The sequence below is a fragment of the Natronoglycomyces albus genome, assembly GCF_016925535.1.
GTDB classification, from domain to species: Bacteria; Actinomycetota; Actinomycetes; order Mycobacteriales; family Micromonosporaceae; genus Natronoglycomyces; species Natronoglycomyces albus.
Window position 1 is genome coordinate 233029 of sequence record NZ_CP070496.1, and the last position, 21337, is coordinate 254365.

Sequence of the window (21337 nt, forward strand, 5' to 3'; positions counted from 1 at the left end):
GACCCACAGGTGCTGACCCACCTGGTTTGCCTGGACCCGCCGGGGCCTTTGCCGGTGCGGGGCCTTTGCCGCGAAGTGTTCCCTGGGACTGGTTGTGAACTGGCTAGAGGTCGTCGGCTCCGTGGGCCTTAAAATCAATGCTGCGTCGCGATTTCAGGCCCGTTCCACCCTGTTGCCACGGGTGCGGGCCCTCCAGCGGCCGGTAGTTGACGCCCAGGGCGTCCAGGCGTTCCAGGTGCGATTCCACCCGCTCCAGAATCGGGTTTTCCTTCCGGGCGTCCATGTGCGACCAAGCCACGTCCGCCACCGCGCACAGGCGCGGGAACACTGAGTACTCCACGTCACGGCCGGTCTTGAGGTACTCCGACCACATTTGACACTGGGTCCCCAGGATCAAGTCCGGGTCGACTCCCAGCGGCACGGGATCATAGTCGCTGAGCTTTTCCAAGGGAGTGTTGCCGTGGATGCGCAGCGGCTCTTCTGGTTGGTCGCTCTCATAGTGGTCAAGGTAGAGGTAGTGCTCCGTGGCGACGATGACCCGATGGCCTGATTCGGCTGCCTTCGTCACGTATTCGGCGTTGCGCCAGACCGTCACCACCGTGTCCTCGGGGGCGCCACCGGCGAGGACCTCGTCCCAGCCGACGGCTATACGCCCGCGCTTGCTCAAGTGTTCGGTGAGCTGCCGCGTGAACCACGTCTGCACGTAGCGGGCGTTGTTGATGCCCTCTTGGCGCATGAGCTGTTGGGCCAGCGGGCTGCTTTCCCACTGAGTGGTGGGCACCTCGTCGCCGCCGATGTGGACATAGGGCGCCACGAAGATGTCTTTCAAGGTGTCGAAGACCTCGCCGAAGAACTCGATCACCTCTGGCTTGGGTTCTAGCACCTCCTCGGAGGTGCCGAAGGTGGTGAGTACCGGCAGCGGCCCTTCATCAGTTCCCAATTCGGGATACGCGGCGAGTACGGCCCGGGAGTGGCCGGGCATGTTCACCTCGGGCACGACTGAAACGTGCCGTTCCTTCGCAAAGGCGACGATTTCGCGCAGATCGCTTAGGGTGAAGTAGCCGCCATGCGGGGTGCCGTCGTAACCCTCGGGCGTGAGCGCGTGCGATTGCACGGTCTCTGTGCGCCATGAGGACACCTCGGTCAGTTTGGGACGCGAAGGAATTTCAATACGCCAGCCCTGGTCATCGGTCAGATGAAGATGCAGGACGTTAAAGCGGTGCAGCCAAGCGATGTCAATCATGCGCATGACGAATTCCTTGGGATGGAAATGTCGCGCCACGTCCATCATGAAACCCCGCCAGCGCAGGCGGGGCTGGTCGACAATCTCGGCACAACCGATGGTCACGTCCCCATCGTGGGTCGGGGCATTGCGCAATGTGTGGGCTGGAAGGAGCTGGCGCAGAGTGGCTAGGGCGCGTGCTAGTCCGGCGGGGTGGGCAGCGGAGAGTTCGGCTAGGTTTTCGGTGACCCTCAGCCGGTAGGATTCGGTCGCGGCGTCTTGGGATTCGGCGCTGTTGAGGCTGGTCGAGACCTCAGGGTTCGAGTCTTCGAGGCGTAGCACGATCGCGTTCGTGGCAATGTGGCTGGCCGTGTCATTCTCGATGCGGACATCGAGGCGGAGGCCGGTTCCGCGCCGCAGCTGGTCGTGCAGGAGCCAAGCGAGGTGGGTGACCGCGGGTGTCGTCGCGACAATGGTGGTGTCGGGGTTGAGGACAAAGGTGCCTGGTTGTGGGGTGAACGACTGAGGCTGGGGAATGAGGCTGACCGGTCGATCCGGCGAAGCACTGTGGGTGGCTGGCACGTTTTTGCTCCTGGGAGTGGTCGCATCCGCAGCGGCGGCGGCTGGGAGCGCCTAAAGGTTAACAAAGCTGTCTAATTATTAGTTGAGTTTACTTATTATTACGGGGCGTGCCAAGCAGTTTCACAGGATTGTCTCCGCCCGTCACGGCCAGACCACAGCTTGGCGAAGCTGAACTGGGCATAAGCGCATGAGCGAACACATAGCCGCAGGGGGTTCGGCAATGCCGAACCCCCTGCACAGGACACAAAGGTGGCCACAGCGGGAGCAACGCTACCCACCACACCAGGCCAACCTGGCCAAAGGCTCAATTGGCCAGATGCGGCCTGCGAGCCGCGTCGAAAAACCGCGCTACAGCCCGAGATGACGCAGAGCCGCTGGCCGAGCCATCAAGACATTCACGTCACGACCGGCAGCTGTTGCGTCTCGTCAATATCGGAGCCTTTGCGCTGCTCGTTAATCGGAATCGGCGAACCTGACGAACTGGCCAGGTCCTCAAACATGGCGCTGGAGAAGGATTCGGACCCGTACGTCTGCGCGGCCAGCGACTCCAGCTCCGGCGACTCGGAGCGTAGCTTCTCCGTTGTGGCTGCCCGCGGGCTTGACACCGGCGCCTCGGCCTCCATCGAGATCAAGCCCAGCTGCCGTTGCAGGTCGACCAGGTTCGACTTCGCGCTCACCTGCTGGCGCTCCATCGTCTCGACCTCTTCCTTCAACGGCAGGACGTCCTCGTCGGCCTGATCCTGCGCGACTCGGCGCAGCCGGTCGGCCTCCTTCTCGGCCTCTAGACGCAGTTGCTCTGCCGAGTCGAGCGCCTTCTTGCGGATCTCCTTGACCTGCTGATCGGTTTGTTCGCAGCGCTCGGCCGCCCAGGTTTCGGTTTGACGCAGCCGCCGGTCCGCCTCTGACACGCGCTCCTCGGCCTCCTCCACGATCCGCTGCGCGGTCGTGATGGCCTGTTGGTGACGCTTGGCCTCGTCTTGCTCGGCACGTTCCCGCCGATCCGCCTCGGCGAGAGTCAGCTCCTGGATCTTTTGCTTGCGAACCTCGACGGCCTCCGCTAGCAAACGCTGAGCGGCGGAACGTTGCTCGTCCGCCTCGCGAGTGGCCTGGGCCTTGACCTCAGTAACCTCCCGTTCGGCAGTCGCTCGCAGCACCGCGATCTCCCGCTCGGTGCGCTGGCGCAGCTCGGTTGTCTCGCTCTTGATGTGGCTGCGTTGCGCCTCGGACTCTCGCTGCGCGTCGGCGATGGCCATGTCGTGGTTACGACGGGCGTTGTCGCACAGCTCAGTGGTCTCTGTTTGGGCACGCTGACGCATCTCGGCGACATCCTGTTGGCAGGAGGTGGTGATCTCGGAGGCTTCACCTTGGGCTTTGCGCATCATGATGTCAGCCTCGTTGCGCGCGTCGGCGATGAGCTTGGCCGAGGCGCGCTTGGTCTCCTCGCGAGTCACGCCGGCGTCGTATTCGGCGGCGCGCAGAATTTTCTCAACGCGAGACCCCAGCCCGGCCAAGGTGGGCTGTTCCTGTTCGGCCAGTTGGATGGCGTTGTCGTTGAGTCTGCGTTCCAGAGTGCCGATGCGATCTTCGGCGCGACGCAGCTGGGTCTGCGTGGAGTCCAGGTGGCGCTCCGCCTCTTTCTGGCGTTTCTCGCTAGCCAGGATCTGGTGGTAGAGCCTCTGTGCGTAATCATCAACCTGGTGCCGGTCATACCCGCGCATGGAAACGGTGAACTCGGGCTCAGTTGAATCGAAGAATTTCGACATGTGATTCCAAAGGAGGATAGTTATTGCAAAATGTTCGTGAATAAACATCATCCGCAATGACTGCCCGGTATCTTGGCAGTGACGCGCCGAAAATTAAGTACCGCAAGCAAAAGCGTCTAGTTTGATTCGTGAATCCGAGTCGCAATTTCTCGCACTGATTCCATAAGGGAGGAATCGGTGCGCGTCTCCACTCGGCTCGATTGGGGGCCGTTGGCGCCCGACCTCGCGGAAGGCAAAGAGGTCTGTGGCAGCAGAGCGGCACGTCCAATGTTGCCGTCGCGTAGACCTTAGGACTTATGCGAAAGTGCGGGTGCAAGGCCGCGAGAGGTCAAGCTTACGCAGATAAACGAGCTAACGGAAACGCCGAAAGTGCCTTTTGTATAAGCCGCCTTGTTTTCGACCAGCCTAAAGCGACACATCCAGGCCCAGCGGGCCACAGTGGCGATGGCGCTATGCGTCACTTAATGAGAAACGCTCACTTCGATGGGCGCTGCCTATTGAGAGAGGGCTACCGCCGCACCGGAGGTCCGAACTGGAATATGTACACAATATGAAACTTTCTCATTCAGGGGTCCCCCGATTCCATCCTCGCAAAGGCCCGGTTCTGCGTCAACGGGGAGATTTCCTCCTGTGGAAAACTCCCCGCCGCCAGCCCAGCAGCACCGGCGGCCCAACTGTGTCCAGGCCGAAATAAGACGCAGTTATCCACAGCGCCGAAAATTCTCCTACCCAAAACGTCCCACACCTGCGAAAATTCGGGTAGGGGTGTCGCGATATCGGCACATACCGATGTGTCGATGAGCGCCACGCCAGGCTGTCCCCAGTACCCGCAGCGCCTCGCCTCGAGCCGCGCGGCCCCAGCCCGCGCCTATTCATGCTCCCCTCGGCGAGAGCCCACCCCTCGAGAGAAGCACACGCGGGAGAGAAGCCCGCGTGTCACTTAGGGGTCGACCGGTCCGTCTCGTCATCGAACTCGCCGATAATCTCCTCCAACAAGTCCTCCATCGCCACCAAACCGATCACCCGATGCCCAGCCCCGGCCGTATCGGTCGCGCTCACGCTGTCCGACACCAGCGCCAACTGCGCCCGCTGCCGCTGCAAAAGCGTCACCGCCGCCGACACCGTCTGGTTGGCCGCCACGATCAACGGGGCCACCATCAGCCGGTCTACTCTGGTCGCCGGAGCGGCCTGGATGGCCTCCCGCACATGCACCAGCCCCACGGGCCGGCCCAAGTTGTCAACCACCACCAAACGCGAACGCCCCGTCTCCAAACTGACCCGCTCCGCGTCCAACGCGGTCGTCGAAGCCTGGACCGTCACAAAATCCGCGAACGGAATCATGACCGAGCGCACCTGGGTGCGTTGAACTTCCAGAGCGTGAGTGAGCATCTGATGCTCCGTCTCAGGCAGGAACCCGGCCGCCGCCGATTCCCGCAGCAGGTAGCGCAGCTCCTGCGGCGAATGCGCATGCGTCACCTCGTCCGTCGGGGTGACCTTAAAGAGGCGCAGCAGCCGGTTGGCGGAATTATTCAGCACCAACAACAGCGGCTTCGTCACCCACACGAACGCGGCGAAAGGCCAGATCAACAACGCCGCCGACGTCTCCGGGTGAGTAATCGCCCAGGACTTGGGCATCATCTCGCCAATGACCATGTGCAAGAACACCACAATGGCCAGCGCGATGGTAAAAGCGACGGCGTGAGACGCCGCCGGACCGAGGAATCCCAGATCCGCGATGAGCGGTTCGAAGATGCGGGCCACCGCTGGCTCCGCCAGGGCACCCAGCCCGATGGTGCAGGCGGTGATGCCCAACTGCGCACCAGCCAGCATCAGCGACAGTTGTTTGACCGAACGCAAGGCCACCTTGGCCGAAGCCGACCCTGCGGCGGCGGCCTGTTCGAGACGATGTTGCCGCGACGCGACGAGCGCGAACTCGGCGGCCACGAAAAACGCGTTTGCTATCAGGAGGAACAGTGAGATCCACAGGGCCACAGTGATACTCATCGGTTGCCACCTCCCTCGCCGGTGAGACGCACCGGTCGCAGCTCCACAGCCTGCGGCACGTGCCGCGAGGTGGAGACGACCACCAGTTGCACGGGTACCGGCGGCTCGCCCGCCTGGCCATAGGTGTCGATGTAGACCCGGTCACCTGGGCGCGCGACGCGGCCCATTTCCTGCATGAACAGGCCAGAAATGGTCTCGTAGTGTTCGCCTTCTGGTAGCTGCACACCAGTCGCGTCGGCGATTTCGTCGATCCGCCAGCGTCCGGGAATGAGCCAGGCCCCACCGGCGAGCGAGACGGGAACGGCCTCAAAACGGTCCTCTTCGTCGCGAATTTCGCCCACGAGCTCTTCGGCGATGTCCTCCAACGTGACGATCCCGGCGAAGCCGCCGTATTCGTCGACCACACAGGCTAGTTGCCGGTGTTCGCTGCGCATCCGTTCCAGCAACGTCGGCAGGGGCAGCGAGCCTGGAATCAGCAGCGTCGGTTGGGCGATGTCGGCCACGGGCACCACGTCGCGTTCGTGTCGTGGCACGGTGAGGACTTGGCCGATGCCGACGACTCCAATGATGTCGTCGACGTCCTCCCCGACCACGGGGAACCGCGAGCGGCCCTGTCGCAAAGCCTCCACGGCATCGGCGACCGTGTCGGCGGCGTCCAGTGTCTGCACGGCAACGCGGGGTGTCATCGCTTGCTCGGCGACGATCTCGGTGAAGTCGAGCCCACGATCGAGCAGTTCGGAGAGAGTCTCATCTAGGGAGCCTTCGTCGCGAGAGGTGTCGATGATGTGGTGCAGGTCCGCAGGCGTCGCGTGGTTTTCCAGCTCTTCGACTGGCTGGATACCAATGAGCCGCAATAGCTTTGTCGACATGGTGTCGAAGAACCAGATCAGCGGCCCGGCGACGAGTAGATACCACTGAGTGGGGCGTGACAGCGCCAGTGCGACTGTTTCGGCCCGAGCGATGGCGAGGTTCTTCGGGCCGAGTTCGCCGATGATCATCTGCACGACGTTGGCGATGATGAACGCGATGATGACAGCGACGGCCAGCGACACGGCCGTGGGTATCCCGGTGGTGCCAAAGAGCGCCGCCAGTCCTTGCCCCAGATATGGCTCGGCGAAGAACCCGACGAACAAAGTGGTGACCGTGATGCCCAGTTGCGCGCCCGAGAGCGTGAACGACAATCGCGAGCAGATCTTGAGCGCCCGGCGCGCTTTGAGGGCTTTGGGTCCGTCGCCTTCTGCCAGTTCCAGCAGCCGAGTGCGGTCCACGGCGACGTAGGCGAATTCGAGGGCAACGAAGAAACCGGTGGCGAGAGTGACGACGATGATGATCGTCAGTCCAGTGGCGATTAGCACGGCTAACTCCAGCACCTGCCGATGGCCAGGCCGAAGCGGCCCGCACGGGCTGAAGCGTCGCGGGAGGCGAGTCGGCCGGGGCCGCTGGCTGGGCGGAAGTGGTCGGTGGCACGACCGCTGGGTCTATGTCCGGGGCAGTCTTCCGAACTGTCCTCGTCACCGCCAGCGGAGCCCCCTGTGGGGTTTTCCGTCATCGCTGTACTCATGGAGTCATGTTAGTGGAACTGACGTCAAGTCTCATCTGAGTAGACGTGTTCACTTCAACACAATTGGGCTTAGGCGACTGTTTTTCGTTGAGTGGGCATGGGAGAGCTCAATGGCGGCGTCCTGGGCCGGGAAATGTCGACGCTGCGGGAGTGCCTTGGCGCGGCTGGGGCAGGGATCGCGACGAACAGGTCGATCTGAGTCGAGGTTTGCGCCAAAAGCGCTTTCGGCGTTCTTCTCAGCTCGCTTACCAGCGTAAACTTTGACCCTTGCGGTCTTAAATGTGCACTTTCGCTTAAGCCTCGCAGGCGGCGGATCGGCCAGCGGCGCCAGTAGACACTCTGCGCCGAGGGCTATCGCCCAGTGCCACCTGGCCAGTGAGCGCGACCGTTAGCGGTCCTCACCACGCCACAACACCAATGCCGTCTCCCGGCTGCGTCGCGCGAAAGGCCCGGCCACGGCCCGCAGTTGCGCCAGCTCATCTTGCGACTCGCGCAGCTCCTCGGAGGCTTCGGCTAGGCGCTGGTGCATCGACCGCACCTTGTTTTCCAAATCCATGATGCGTTTGATGCCCGCCAGGTTCACGCCTTCGTCTTGGCTGAGGCGCTGAATCTCCTGTAGCTGCAACACATCGCGCGGCGAATAGCGGCGTCCTCCGCCGGGAGTGCGGTCTGGTTGCACGAGCCCGAGCCGGTCGTACTGGCGTAGGGTCTGCGGGTGCATGCCCGCCATTTCGGCGGCCACGGAGATGACGAGTACCTTGGCGTCCATGTCTGGAGTCATGTCGGCGGCGCTGGCACGGTTGGAAGATCGCTGTACGGAGACGACGACGGTCGCTGCCCTCTTTGTCTTGCCGTTCATCGCGAACACTCCCTACGCCTCGTCTGGTCTTAGTGTCTGTGGGCGTTCGGCGTAGACGCCACACAGATGCCTGGTATCGATTATTGATGACCGATGGCGTTTGCCGCCAGTGTTTGTGAGTCGATACTTAACATCCCACCGGCTGGCGAACGTGCCGCCGGTTAGTACCGGCAGCGGCCTCACTTACCGGTACTTGGCAAATAGCTATCCAATTTGGAGCGATCGGCCTCGGGGGCGAGCTGGGCGTACTTCTCCAGCGCCTCCGTGGCCTCGTCGCCAAGTTCGGTCGGTACCTGCACTTGCACTCGTACCAGCAGGTCGCCCTTGCCGGGCACCCCTCGGCCCTTGATCCGCAGGGTGCGCCCGTTGGGGGTGCCGGGGCTGATGCGCACGGTCACTGGATCATCGAGGGTGGGGACGCGCACTTGTGCGCCCAAAGTCGCCTCGACGAAGGACACTGGCAGATCGAGAATGAGATTGTCGCCCTCACGGACGAACAGCTCGTGGGCTCGGCTGCGGATGCGCACATACAGGTCTCCGGCGGGAGCGCCCGTCTGGCCAGGTTCTCCTCGTCCAGCCAGGCGGATTTTCTGCCCCTCGCGCACTCCGGCCGGGATGCGCACGGTGATGGTGCGGGCCTTCGTCACGCCGCCGGTGCCTTGACATTCAGGGCACTTGTCGATGACGACGGTACCCACTCCGTTGCAGTCCGGGCATGGCTCGGCGAAGCTAAATCCGCCCTGGTTGCGGGTGATAAGCCCGTTTCCCGCGCAGCGGCCGCATGTTTGTGAGCTGGTCCCAGGTCGCGCGCCCGAACCGTGGCAGGTGTCGCAGGCTCCAGCCGAACGCAGCGACAGCTTCGTGGTGGTGCCCTTGACCGTATCGGCGAAATCTAGAGTGACGGCCGTTTCGATGTCGTTGCCGCGCTGGGGGGCCCGTCGCTGCCGTCTAGCACCGCCGAAGATGTCCCCAAACAAGTCGGAGAAACCACCTTCGGTGCGCGTGAACAAGTCATCGACGTTGAATGGCATTCCGCCGCCACCAGCGGCGCGGCGGAATGCCCCCGCCCCAAGCATGTCGCGCATCGAATCGTATTCGGCGCGTTTTTCATCGTCGGTCAAAACCGTGTACGCCTCAGAGACGCTCTTAAACTTTTCGGCCGCTTCCTCGTTGCCCGGATTGTGGTCGGGGTGCAGGTCGCGGGCCAAGGCCCGGTAGGCCTTCTTGATATCGGATTTGGAGGCGCCCTTGTCGACCCCAAGGACCTTATAGAAGTCCTTTTCCATCCAGTCTTGGGAAACCACTGGGCGCCTCCTTTCCGGCTTGGGTGTTACTGCTCGTTTTTCTGATTCTGATTGGTCGAATCCGACGAGGAGTCCTCTGTGGCCTCGTCGTCGTGCCGCTGGCCGTCCCCGGACGTCTCATCCTGGCCGCCCTCGGGTGGCTCGGCCACGGCCACCATGGCCGCGCGGACGAGCTTGTCGCCGATCCGATAACCCCGCCGCATCACGTCGATGCAGGTGGGGCCGTCCACGTCGCCGGAGTGCATGTGCGCCACGGCTTCGTGCAGGTTCGGATCGAACTCGTCGCCCTTTTCTCCGAAGGCTTCCAGCCCGTGTTTGGACAAGGCCGCAAGCAGCTGCTCGGCGACCGATCCGAACGGGCCGGTCAGGTCGCCGTGCTCGCGGGCCCGGTCCAAGTCGTCCAGGACTGGCAGCAGCCCCGACAGGATCGCCACGGTCTGCGACTGGGCGGCACGCGCCTTGTCTCGCTCGACCCGCTTGCGGTAGTTCTGAAACTCCGCCGAGAGTCGCTGCAAGTCCCGCGTGCGTTCCTCGACCGTGGTCTGGAGGACCGCAAGCGTGTCATCGAGAGCTTGGCCGTTGTTGGTGGCCGCACCGAGGATGTCATCGACGGTCAGCTCGCTGTCGTCTGCGGACTTTTCGTCCTCAGATTCCTCGGCGTCGGTCGTCGACGCCTCGGAGCTGTCCTCGGGACTGCCCTCGTCGGCGGTGTCGTCATCGGCGCTGCTATCGGTGGCGGGGGACGAGTCCGTCTCCTCGCCACCGTCAGCGGCGGAGTCGGTGGATGCTGCCGGGGCCGCATCCGCCGACTCGTGGTCGGGCGAAGTCGTACCGTCGGAGTCACCACCGTGCTTGCGCGCTTCGGTGGCGGCGTCGTCGGCGGCTTTGGCCTCCTGCCTGCCGTTGGGTTCTGAGGAACCGTTCTCTGTCGAACTCACTACTTCTTGTCCTTGTCGTCATCGACGATTTCCGCGTCAACAACATCATCTTGTCCACCAGCGGTGGCATTGGGCTCCCCAGCCGGGCCCTCGTTCGGGGCTCCGCCTGCGGCCTCGTTGGCTTCGGCGGCCTGCGCGTACATGGCCGCGCCAGCTTCTTGGCTGATCTTGGACAGTTCTTCGGTCGCGGTCTTGATCTTTTCGATGTCGCTACCGGCCAAGGAGGTCTTCAGTTCACCGGTGGCGTCCTGAAGCTTCGTCTTGGTCTCTTCGGGCAGCTTGTCGCCGCTTTCGCTGAGGAGCTTCTCGGTCTGGTAGACCAGCGACTCGCCCATGTTGCGGGTCTCGGCTTCCTCGCGGCGCTGCTTGTCCTCTTCGGCGTGCTGCTCGGCTTCGGCCATCATGCGGTCGATGTCTTCCTTGGGCAGCGAGGAGCCGCCGGTGATGGTCATCGACTGGGCCTTACCTGTGGCCATGTCCTTGGCGGACACGTTGACGATGCCGTTGGCGTCGATGTCGAAGGTGACCTCGACCTTCGGCACCCCGCGTGGGGCGGGAGGCAGGCCGGTCAGCTCGAAGGTGCCCAGTTTCTTGTTGTAAGCGGCGATTTCCCGCTCACCCTGGAATACCTGGATCAGTACCGAGGACTGGTTGTCGTCAACCGTGGCGAACACTTCGGAGCGCTTGGTCGGAATGGTCGTGTTGCGCTCGATGAGCTTAGTGAAGATGCCGCCCTTGGTCTCGATGCCGAGACTCAGCGGGGTGACGTCGAGCAAGAGCACGTCCTTGACCTCGCCCTTGAGTACCCCGGCTTGCAGCGCGGCGCCCACGGCGACGACCTCGTCAGGGTTGACGCCCTTGTTCGGGTCGCGGCCCAGCATGTCCTTGACCAGGTTCGACACTGCGGGCATCCGGGTCGAGCCACCGACCATGATGACGTGGTCGATCTCGGCGATGTTAATGCTGGCGTCCTTGATGGCCTGTTCGAATGGCTTCCGGCAGCGGTCCAGCAGGTCCGAGGTCATTGATTCGAACTCGGCGCGGGTCAGGGAGACGTCCAAGTGGAGAGGGCCGTCCGGACCGGCGGTGATGTAGGGCAGGTTGATCGAGGTCTGTGTCGCGGCCGACAGCTCGATCTTGGCCTTTTCAGCGGCCTCCTTGAGGCGCTGCATCGCCATCTTGTCCTTGGACAGGTCGACCCCGTAGGAGCCGTTGAAGGTCTTGACCAGGTGCGCGATGATGCGCTCGTCCCAGTCGTCACCACCGAGGTGGTTGTCGCCCGAAGTCGCCTTCACCTGGATGACGCCGTCGGCGATCTCCAGCAGCGAGACGTCGAACGTACCGCCACCGAGGTCGAACACGAGGATGGTCTGTTCTTCCTCGCCCTTGTCCAGGCCGTAGGCCAAGGCGGCGGCGGTGGGTTCGTTGATGATGCGCTGCACGTTCAGGCCGGCGATCTCGCCAGCTTCCTTCGTGGCGGTGCGCTGCGCGTCGGAGAAGTAGGCCGGGACGGTGATGACCGCGTCGGTGACCTTCTCGCCCAGGTAGGCTTCGGCGTCGCGCTTGAGCTTTTGCAGGGTCCGCGCGCTGATCTCTTGGGAGGTGTAGGACTTGCCGTCGATGTCGACAGACCAGTCGGTTCCCATGTGGCGCTTAACCGAGCGGATGGTCCGGTCGGGGTTGGTGACAGCTTGACGCTTCGCAACCTCACCGACCAGGACTTCGCCATTCTTCGCGAAGGCGACGATGGATGGAGTGGTGCGCGAGCCCTCGGCGTTGGTAATGACGCCTGGCTCACCACCCTCAAGGACGCTCACACATGAGTTGGTGGTGCCCAGGTCGATACCGACCGCACGTGCCATTTCATTCCCCCAATAACTAGTGGATGTTTCAGCGAGGGCGACACGGTTGGAGTGGCTGCTGCCCTCGGTATTCGATCTTGCTTAAACTTGCGTGGCTGTGGCCAGACGTGCTCCATGCGGTGCTGGGTCCGCCTTGGCGCGTTGCCCTTGTTTAGCCCTTGTCCCGGGATCTTCTGCTGGGAAGGAGGATGCCCAGATGGGCGGCTGTGGCTCCCCTGACTGATGGTCCCACCGTGCGGCTTCTCGTGCGGGGCATTCCTGGGAGCATGAGCGTTCTTCTTCGCTTTGCTCCGTGAGGACTGCGCCGCATCGCGGTGGCCACGTGATGGGAACCATCCCGTCCAAGGTTGAGTCTGATAGGCTCAATCTTGATTCGGACCTGCGGCTTTGTCAAGTTTTCGCCGGGGTCAGTGACGTAATACATAAAAGTTGAGCGAGTATGACTCAACTTCTCGATAGGTCGAACCTACCACGCGGAAACCATTGGCCTCACCGCCGCGCGAGGCGATAGCGTGAGCCCATGATCCTGAGCGCCGCCGACATCATGAACCGCCTCGACCAGATCGCGGCAGCCTACGCCGACATCTTCGCCGAACCACCGTTCAACCGCGACCCGCTCACCGCCAGCGCGCACTACCGTCACCGCCTGCTCAATGATGCCCAGCGGCCCGGCTTCCGCGCCGCGATCGCACAAACTGACGGGAAGATAGCCGCGTTTGCCACCGGCTGGCAGACCTTGGCGCCGTTTCGCACCGACCGAGCCTACCCCCAGGTCAGTGAACAGCTCGGCGCTCAGCGAGTGGAGACCTCGCTGGTGGGAGCGTTCGAAGTCGATCAACTTGGGGTGCTCGCCCACTCCCGGGGCCAGGGCCTGGGGCGCGCCATGCTCGATGAGCTAATCGCCGACGTTCCCCGCCAGCGCGCGTGGCTCCTCACCTGGAGTACCGCGAAGGCAACGATCGACTTCTACCGCCATGTGGGCTGGAGACAACTGCGGCCGCTGACCGACACCACCGGCGCCGAGGTGAAGAACGACGTCGTGGTCTTCGTATCTCCAGCAGTGCCTGAGGAAAACTAGCTGGCCGACACCTCAATGCGGGCGGTCTCGCAGCATTGGGTGATGAGATCGTTCGCGATGTCCCAGGCGCTGCATGGCCACGACTCCTGGCAAGTGTTGCACTCCACCCCAAGCAGTCGTTCGGGCACATGATCGCGCCACACTGAGGAGGCCAGCGCCCAACCGGTCACCTCTTCCACGCCCAGTGGCGGATGGAACGGCGGTGGCGCGTCCAACGAATACAAGCTGGTGAACTCTTTTCGCGCTAGGCCACGTGAATGCCTGCCAGAGGGCGAGACGGCGTCGTGGCTACCCGAATGCTGCGCCGAGCGCTCCATCCGAGCCCGCTTGGCAGTCCCCTCCACCGATTGCGTCGCGGCAGAGCCCAGCTCAGAGGGCGCGCCGCCATTGCGGCGCGGCGAGTGATCGCGATTCGATTGCGCGGACGACTCCCGCCCGTTCCTCGGCGCCGGGTGCGCGCCGCCACGACGGTTGATGAGACCGAACTCCTTGGTCTTACCGTTCTCGATCGGCGCGTTCACGTGATGGCCGCGCTGATAACCACCGGTGCCAGCGGCGTCGGCGCTCGCGGACGAGTTCTCGCGGGCTGCCTCCTGCACGTGCCGACCGGTGGTCGTCGCTACCGCGGAGCCACTGGACGAACGCGGTGAGTTCGCACGATGTGTCATCGTCCCTGCCTTTGATGATTGATCAGCTTTGCGTTGACGTGAACCTTTGCTGCCTCGGAGACGCGTGACCGAGTTGACGGATCGCTGCATTTGTGGGTTCCCTCCACCCTGAGTAACGCCTCAATGCCCCGCTAGGTCACGGTCTGGGCACAAACTGGACGAGAGCCAGCCTCGGTACCGTTGGCCTGAAACGGGTCGTACACAGCCACGAGCGCTCACCCAAGTGAAGAACAATCTTGTTTCTCCACCAGCGCATACACAACCGATAGTCAATTCGGGCGAAACAATCCGCCGCCGCCGAAGCTGAGGTACAACCAAGTACATGCCAGGCGGAAATCTACGACGAGAATGGGGACGCCCCCTAGCCCGAACCGCCATGATGGCCGGAGGAGTCACAGCGCTCATAGCCTGGATCGGGCTACTGATCGTCGCCGTCTTCGACGACCGCACCACGCGTGACTCATCGGGCTCGATCATGATGCTCGGACTCGTCGCCTCCACCCTCGGTGTCGGGCTGGCACTGTCCATCATCGCCGCACGATCCGGCCTGACCGTCATCATCACCGGCGTCGTCCTCGCCGTCGGCGCCGCCGCCGGAGGGTGGGCCGTCTACAGCGCCATGCCCGAGGCCGGACCCGACGCCTTCATCACTCACCGGGCGGGCCTTGCCGCCCTCGCCTACGGATTCGGAGTCATCGGCGGCGGGCTCATCGCCCTCGCCCCATTCACCCTCCCCGCGCAAACCCACCACACAGAGCTCTCGCAGCGCACTCGCCGCCACATCTGCGTCCTCGCCGCCGCCGTTGTCCTCCTCGCCGCCGCAGCCCTCGCCCCCGCCATGCAATCGTGGGCCGAATTGGCCAACCTGGAAGCCCGCACCGCCTCGGAGAATCACCAGACCACTCCGGTCGACGTCGACGACTCAGACCTAGACAGTGCCCATTTCTTCGCCCACTCCGGCGAGTTCATGCCCACCCCCCACGGGCTACTGCGCCTAGACCATCCCGGAGACCGCAGTCCACAGGCCGTCACCATGGTCGACCCCCTCCACGACCCCACCGCTGAGCTCGAAGCCGCCGGATTCCTCGGATGGCGCGGCGGCGGCAACGACGACGACGGCGAACGCTGGTACCACCGCCGCTGGAACTGGACGATCAGCCAAGAGCCCCTGCTTTCCGACGACCGCAGCCTGTTGGCGTTGACCGGGCAGCGGGCCGACCACTCCGCGCGCTGGCAGACCCGGGTGTTGGACACGGCCACGGGCCGAGTCGCTGGCACGGTCTCGTCCCAAGGCGGGCCGCCCGGCCAGCTGGTCGCGGTAGGCGAGTCGGCTTTGGTCTACAGCTCCAACCGTGGCAACGAAGTGGTCTATCGGTCCTTTGCCGGGGGTGGCTCGTGGGAGCTGGACGCCGAGCCCGGGTGCAGCCTGGAAGCGGCGGGTATGAACTCGACTGTGGTGGCGGCGGCGTTGAGTTGTGCCCCGAGTCCTGACCGTTCCGAGGTCGAAGACCATGTGCTGGGGATCGACGCGGGCACCGGGGAAGTGGTCTGGGACTGGGTCTCCCCAGAGGGTGCCACCATCACTCAGGAGAACTTCTTGGTCGCTGGCGACATGCTCGTGATCAATAGCCGGGTGGAGCAGCGGGTTACCGATGGGCCGTTCTCGGCGCGTGGCTTCGAGAACAATCTGCGTGGCATCGACTTGGCCACCGGTGAGGTCGAGTGGACGCAGCGCCGGCAGCAGTTCGGTCGCACTCACACCTCGGCGTGTGGGGGCACTTTGCATATGGGGTTCGCTCCTTCCAGCGGTGAGGCTGATGCTCCCGCCACCTTCCACTTGGCGCAGTGCTTTGCCGACCAGGACCGGATTGGTTCCCGGATGGGGGTGCGGACCTACCAGGTCAACGATGGGGATCGGGTGTGGCGCTCATCGGTGCGGTTGGGTTTCACGCCCACGGAGATGGACACGGCCCGCTCATGGGTGACGGCGTTGCCCGATGGGCGTGTCTTGACCACGACGGATCGGTCGTTGGACCGGACGCGACCTGATTGCCGTATCTATCGGATGGAAGACGGAAAGGCGGTGCGGATTCACATTGAGGGGGATGACGCCTTGCCCGCTAACTGGTGCCATGAGGCTGAGGTTGGCTGGATGCACAATGGCGCGGTGATCAGCTATCGGACCGAGGACGATGGCGGAGTCATCGTCGTGCGGTAGGCGCGCTGGGATTGCGGGGAGTTCACCCGGGCGTGCGAGCAGTCCCGGTGAGTGATTTCTGTCCTCTTCGTGGTGGTTCAGCGGTTTTTCTCAGCAGCGAGTCAGCACTGTGTGGGTGTTCACGCGAGGCTTTTGTGGCCTTCCGATGGGGCTAATTTTCCAGGTCAAAAGGCAAGGTGCCCTCTATAGTCGCTTAATGCGCACTGCTCGTGATCGAAACAGCAGCAACCGATCAGGGTCAATGATTGAAACTGGGGTAGGGTGGTCCTCATGTGTGGAATCGTGGGATACGTAGGAAAACAAAACACCGTCGACGTCGTCATCGACGGATTGCGCCGCCTGGAATATCGCGGCTATGACTCCTCTGGCATAGCGATGGTCGCCGACGGCGCGATCGTGTGCGCCAAGAAGGCCGGAAAACTCGCCAACTTGGAATCGGAGCTGGACACCATGCAGGTGCCAGAGGCCACGACCGGCATCGGACACACCCGCTGGGCCACCCACGGAATGCCCTCCGACCGCAACGCCCACCCACACACCAGCAAAGACGGCTCGGTGGCGATCATCCACAACGGGATCATCGAAAACTTCGCCCAGCTGCGAACCGAACTGGAAAACGACGGCATAGAGTTCGCCTCCGACACCGATACCGAAGTCGTGGCTCATCTGCTGGGCCGCATCCTGCCAGCGGTTGGCGACCTCACCGAAGCCATGCGCGCCACCTGTGAACGTCTCGAAGGAGCGTTCACACTGTTGGCCGTCTCCAAAGACCACCCCGACACCGTCGTGGGCGCGCGCCGCAACTCCCCGTTGGTCGTGGGCGTGGGCGAGAACGAATACTTCATGGGTTCCGATGTCAGTGCCTTCATCGCCCACACCAAGGACGCCATCGAACTGGGCCAAGATCAGATCGTCACCATCACCCCCCAAGGCGTTTCGGTCACCAACTTCGACGGCACCCCCTCACAGGGGCGCGCCTTCCAGGTCGACTGGGACATCACCGCCGCCGAGAAGGGCGGCTTCGATTCGTTCATGCTCAAGGAGATCGCCGAGCAGCCCCAGGCGGTGGCTGACACCCTGCGCGGCCGCGTCGGTGAGAACGGCGAGATCGTCCTCGACGAAGTTCGTATGTCCGATCAGGACTTCCGTGACATCGACAAGGTCTTCATCGTCGCCTGCGGCACCTCCTACCATGCCGGGCTCGTCACCAAGTACGCCATCGAACACTGGACCCGCATCCCCTGCGAAGTCGAGTTGGCCTCGGAGTTTCGCTACCGAGACCCAGTCCTCGACCGATCCACAATGGTCATCGCTATTTCCCAATCCGGGGAAACGATGGACACCCTCATGGCCCTGCGCCACGCGAAAGACCAGAAGGCCCGCGTCCTCTCCATCTCCAATACCGTCGGCTCCACCATCCCGCGCGAATCACACGCGGTGCTCTACACCCGCGCCGGACTAGAAGTCGCCGTCGCCTCCACCAAGGCATTCCTGACCCAGCTAGCGGCCTGCTACCTAGTAGGGCTGCACCTAGCGCAAGTACGTGGCATCAAATACGCCGACGAAGTCGCCTCAGTACTGCGCGAACTAGTCGCCACGCCCGAGAAGATCGACTCACTACTGGAGAAGATGGAAGAGGTCCGCGACCTCGCCCGCCAGTTCTCCGCCTGCCAGAGAGTCCTGTTCATCGGTCGTCACGTCGGATACCCCGTGGCCCTCGAAGGCGCGCTCAAACTCAAAGAACTCGCCTACATGCACGCCGAAGGCTTCGCGGCCGGCGAACTCAAACACGGACCCATCTCGCTCATCGACGACGGAACCCCAGTGGTCGCCATCGTCCCCAGCCCCCGCGGCCGTTCACTCCTGCACGACAAAATCGTCTCCAACATCCAAGAAGTCAAGGCCCGGGGCGCGACCGTCATCGCCATTTGCGAAGAGGGCGACCACATCGCCGCCACCCACGCCGACCACGTGATATTCACACCGCAGTCGCCGACCCTACTGGCGCCCCTGCTCACCGCCGTCCCCATGCAAGTGTTCGCCTGCGAACTAGCCAGCGCGCTCGGACACGACATCGACCAGCCACGCAACCTCGCCAAATCCGTCACCGTCGAATAGGCCCAGCCCACACAAACCATCGACCACAGTAGTGAGGCTGGCGCACAAGGCACTTTCGGCGACCTTGTTGGCTCCTCAACCGTCGCAAACGTCGCCTCCTGCGGCCGTGAACTCGCACTCTTGCGTAAACCCCAGTGTTGCCGCGAACCAATCAGGTCGCGGCGACACTACTGTGCGCGGCAACGGCAATGGGCACCAACGGACCCCGTCAGTGAGGAACGCAAGCTTTTCCGTGTCAGGCCGTGAAGTTCACGCAAATACGTGGCAGGCTTGCATCCATGATTGTCGCCGTAGGGATTGACGTGGTAGCGGTAGATCGATTCAAGCGAGCCCTGGAGAGAACTCCAAGGCTGGCCGACCGACTCTTCACCCCCGAAGAGCGCACCACCGAATCGGGAAACCCGCGCTCGGCCAACTCTTTGGCCGCGCGCTTCGCCGCCAAAGAAGCAGTCGCCAAAGCACTCGGCGCACCCCCCGGGCTGTCATGGCAAGACTGCGAGATCATCCCCGACCCCGACGGACGCCCCTGGTTGACTGTCACCGGAACGGTGGCTGAAGTGGCCAATCAGCGTGGCGTCGCCCGCTGGCACCTCTCTTTGTCGCATGATGGGGGGATAGCGTCAGCCGTCGTCATAGCTGAAACCGACGGTTCCTAGAGGTCGACTCATACCGGTGTACGCACCCGCTCGCCCCAACCGCCCGAGGACAGCTATGGCGGAGGCGAACACGGCGCGACCATCCATTGGGGCCTCACCGTCCTTGCCCGGGCGTAAGGGAACCTCACACAGAGGGGACTAAAACATGCACGGTGTGTGGCGAACCGCGGCAGTGCGCCGCGCCGAGGCCGAACTCATGCGCGGACTTCCGCCCCTAGCGCTCATGCACCGCGCCGCAGCGGGACTAGCGGCCACCTGCACCCAACTGCTACGCGCAATGCCAGGCAAACACGCCGGAGCCTACGGCGCCCACATCACCGTCCTCGCCGGACCCGGCGACAATGGCGGCGACGCCCTGCTGGCCGCCGAGCGGCTCATCCGCCAAGGCGCACAAGCCACCGCGATCGCCGTCATGGGCGAAAGGGTCCACCGCCAAGCCCTGCGCGCGTTTCGCGACGCGGGCGGCCGCCTCGCCACCACCGCCCCAACCCACACCGACCTACTCATCGACGGCATCATCGGCATCGGCGGCAGACCCGGCCTACCCGAACGCGCCGTACAACTGCTCGAAACCATTCACCCCCGGCTCACAGTCGCCGTCGACGTGCCCTCCGGGGTTGACGTCGACACCGGAGCCGTACCAGGACCCGCCGTCAACGCCGACGTCACCGTCACCTTCGGCTGCCGCAAACCCGCCCACGTCCTAGGCGACGCCGCTCTCCGCACCGGATACCTCGACCTCATCGACATCGGGCTCGGCCCCTACCTCGAATGCGAGGGCTACCTACAGGTGCCCACCCTCGACGACATGATCGAGCAATGGCCCTTCCCCGACGAACTCGACGACAAGTACACGCGCGGAGTCGTCGGCATTGCCGCCGGATCGGCCGAATACCCTGGGGCCGCCATCCTGGCCACAGCCGGAGCCCTCAGCGGCCCCGCCGGATACGTTCGCTACGCCGGAGCCGCCAAAGCCCAAGTGCACAACCATCACCCCGAAGTCGTTGGCACCGACTCCGTCGCCACCGCCGGACGGACCCAATCGTGGCTCATCGGCCCCGGATCAGGCACCGGTGAGGCCACAGCCCACGAACTCAAACAAGTGCTCGCCCGGCCCGTGCCCGCAGTCCTCGACGCCGACGCGATCACCCTCCTGGCCCAATCCCCCCACCTCCTGGCCAACCGAGAAGCCCCCCTCGTGCTCACCCCGCATGACCGAGAGTTCGAACGACTCTATGGAACCGCGCCCGGCGACCGCCGAGCCGAAGCGGCCATGGCGCTGGCTAAGCGGTTGCATTGCACGGTTTTGTTGAAGGGGCACCACACGATCGTGGCCGACAGCGATGGGACGGTGTATGTCAATCCGACCGGGCACCCGGCCTTGGCCACGGCCGGAACCGGGGATGTGCTGGCGGGCTTGGTGGCGTCGCTCTTGGCGGCTGGAATTCCGGCCGCTCGCGCGGCGATGATGGGCGCGTTCATGCATGGAATGGCGGCGCGGGCGGTGGCCTCCGAGATTGTTTCCCCGGTGGCTTCGCAGATCGCCGCCGAACTACCGGGAACAATTGGGGCGCTCAACGACTGAGCGTGCCTCAGCCGGCCATCTGGGCGGGCAACGGACAGGGCAAGGCGGCCAACCGAGAATGAGTTTTAGAGGCTAACGCAAAAGGCACTTTCGACCGTCGCATCAGCTCGTTTACCTGCCTAAGCTTCGCCTGCTGCGGTCTTGAACTCGCACCTTCGCATTGGCCTCTTAGTTAGGCTCGTCGAACGGCGCGTGTGGTTCGATACGACGGAGAATCCCGACCTTGGCGATCTCCATCGATTTCGGTAGTCGACGTCATTACCCCACCGGCCGCGCCTCAGCCTTTGCACACGTAGTCGACGCTGTGGAAAGGGCTGGCCTCGGCCCAGTCGTCACCGGCGAGCTTGATCTGCGAGGGCGTGAGGCCGGTCTCGTCCACTAGGTAGGTGCGCATGCACTCCAGTTTCGGGACGTAGACGTGGATGCTGACCGCTGGCAGGGAGGAGCGGTTGCGCATGGCGTGGATCGTGCGGTTGGACACCGCGCTCACATCGCCAGCTTGTAGGTCGCGGCGGTGCAGCCGTGGGAACTCTCCGGCTTGGACGGTGTATTCGGACAGTTCACCGGAGATGACCTTGACTGCCGCGTTTGACGGCTGGCCGGTGCCGCCATGGTCGTGGAGGTCAGTCCCCTGTCCGGGGAGCCAGGCCAAGAGCCACGCTTCGTGGTCGGGTGCTGAGGAAATCTTTGCGGCCCAACGCGAGTGTGGCCGGAATCGAGCCTCGATCTTCGTCTCACAGGCATAGCTGTGCGCGAGCGCGACGAGACGTTCGGTAAGATTCTCTGGTTGCTGACCGATGTTGCTGCGTTGGGTTGGCACCCGTTCATAGTAATTGAGGTATTTGTCGTTGAAAAGCCCGCCACACATAGTCCATGTGGCGAATACAGCGACTTAATTGACTAGTACCCAGGCGTCGCG

The 21337-nt window shown here is 63.6% G+C and carries 16 protein-coding genes; 5 read left to right on the forward strand and 11 right to left on the reverse strand.

All coding sequences use genetic code 11. The features are described 5' to 3' along the window. Window positions 1–103: 103 nt before the first annotated feature. The 9 genes from JQS30_RS00995 to dnaK all read right to left on the reverse strand — a co-directional run bounded on the left by JQS30_RS00995 (window position 104) and on the right by dnaK (window position 12095). Window positions 104–1804: a beta-N-acetylhexosaminidase gene (locus JQS30_RS00995; protein WP_213171557.1), complete on the reverse strand. Its 1701-nt coding sequence runs from the start codon at window positions 1802–1804 to the stop codon at window positions 104–106. A gap of 395 nt (window positions 1805–2199) precedes the next feature. After that, on the reverse strand, window positions 2200–3567 hold the full coding sequence (locus JQS30_RS01000; protein WP_213171558.1) for a coiled-coil domain-containing protein: 1368 nt from the start codon (window positions 3565–3567) through the stop codon (window positions 2200–2202). Between the two features lie 936 nt (window positions 3568–4503). After that, window positions 4504–5571 carry a hemolysin family protein gene (locus tag JQS30_RS01005; RefSeq protein WP_213171559.1) on the reverse strand — a complete coding sequence of 356 codons (1068 nt, stop codon included), beginning with the start codon at window positions 5569–5571 and terminating at the stop codon, window positions 4504–4506. After that, entirely contained in the window at window positions 5568–6926 is a 1359-nt protein-coding gene (locus JQS30_RS01010; RefSeq protein ID WP_213171560.1) for a hemolysin family protein, read from the reverse strand. Before JQS30_RS01010 ends, JQS30_RS01005 begins: the two co-directional genes overlap by 4 nt. Window positions 6927–6928: 2 nt before the next feature. Beyond that, window positions 6929–7132 (reverse strand): hypothetical protein, encoded by a 204-nt coding sequence (locus JQS30_RS01015; protein ID WP_213171561.1) that lies wholly within the window; start codon window positions 7130–7132, stop codon window positions 6929–6931. Window positions 7133–7520: 388 nt separating this feature from the next. Continuing rightward, window positions 7521–7913, reverse strand: a complete 393-nt coding sequence (locus JQS30_RS17475; protein ID WP_213172908.1) for a heat shock protein transcriptional repressor HspR — start codon at window positions 7911–7913, stop codon at window positions 7521–7523. A gap of 257 nt (window positions 7914–8170) precedes the next feature. After that, complete coding sequence (gene dnaJ, locus JQS30_RS01025; RefSeq protein WP_213171562.1) at window positions 8171–9295, reverse strand: molecular chaperone DnaJ; 1125 nt, start codon at window positions 9293–9295, stop codon at window positions 8171–8173. Window positions 9296–9321: 26 nt separating this feature from the next. Then, the gene (locus JQS30_RS01030; protein WP_213171563.1) at window positions 9322–10233 is read right to left on the reverse strand and encodes a nucleotide exchange factor GrpE; all 912 of its coding nucleotides are present in this window, start codon (window positions 10231–10233) and stop codon (window positions 9322–9324) included. After that, on the reverse strand, window positions 10233–12095 hold the full coding sequence (gene dnaK, locus JQS30_RS01035; RefSeq protein WP_213171564.1) for a molecular chaperone DnaK: 1863 nt from the start codon (window positions 12093–12095) through the stop codon (window positions 10233–10235). Before dnaK ends, JQS30_RS01030 begins: the two co-directional genes overlap by 1 nt. A gap of 520 nt (window positions 12096–12615) precedes the next feature. On the opposite strand from dnaK, the gene JQS30_RS01040 reads away from it, so the two are divergent. Beyond that, on the forward strand, window positions 12616–13173 hold the full coding sequence (locus tag JQS30_RS01040) for a GNAT family N-acetyltransferase (protein ID WP_213171565.1): 558 nt from the start codon (window positions 12616–12618) through the stop codon (window positions 13171–13173). Here JQS30_RS01040 and JQS30_RS01045 read toward each other — a convergent pair. Further along, complete coding sequence (locus JQS30_RS01045; protein ID WP_213171566.1) at window positions 13170–13841, reverse strand: hypothetical protein; 672 nt, start codon at window positions 13839–13841, stop codon at window positions 13170–13172. The two genes, JQS30_RS01040 and JQS30_RS01045, sit on opposite strands and share 4 nt — an antisense overlap. 322 nt (window positions 13842–14163) lie before the next feature. Here JQS30_RS01045 and JQS30_RS01050 point away from each other — a divergent pair, with 322 nt between their 5' ends. From JQS30_RS01050 to JQS30_RS01065, 4 genes are all read left to right on the forward strand, one after another. Continuing rightward, window positions 14164–16059, forward strand: coding sequence for a hypothetical protein (locus JQS30_RS01050; protein ID WP_213171567.1), 1896 nt, complete (start codon window positions 14164–14166; stop codon window positions 16057–16059). Window positions 16060–16329: 270 nt separating this feature from the next. Then, on the forward strand, window positions 16330–18177 hold the full coding sequence (gene glmS, locus JQS30_RS01055) for a glutamine--fructose-6-phosphate transaminase (isomerizing) (protein ID WP_213171568.1): 1848 nt from the start codon (window positions 16330–16332) through the stop codon (window positions 18175–18177). Window positions 18178–18455: 278 nt separating this feature from the next. Further along, complete coding sequence (locus JQS30_RS01060) at window positions 18456–18833, forward strand: holo-ACP synthase (RefSeq protein ID WP_213171569.1); 378 nt, start codon at window positions 18456–18458, stop codon at window positions 18831–18833. A 145-nt stretch (window positions 18834–18978) separates the two neighbouring features. Next, window positions 18979–20418: an NAD(P)H-hydrate dehydratase gene (locus JQS30_RS01065; protein WP_213171570.1), complete on the forward strand. Its 1440-nt coding sequence runs from the start codon at window positions 18979–18981 to the stop codon at window positions 20416–20418. Window positions 20419–20695: 277 nt separating this feature from the next. Here JQS30_RS01065 and JQS30_RS01070 read toward each other — a convergent pair whose 3' ends face one another. Beyond that, on the reverse strand, window positions 20696–21238 hold the full coding sequence (locus JQS30_RS01070) for a cysteine dioxygenase (protein ID WP_213171571.1): 543 nt from the start codon (window positions 21236–21238) through the stop codon (window positions 20696–20698). Window positions 21239–21337: the final 99 nt, after the last annotated feature.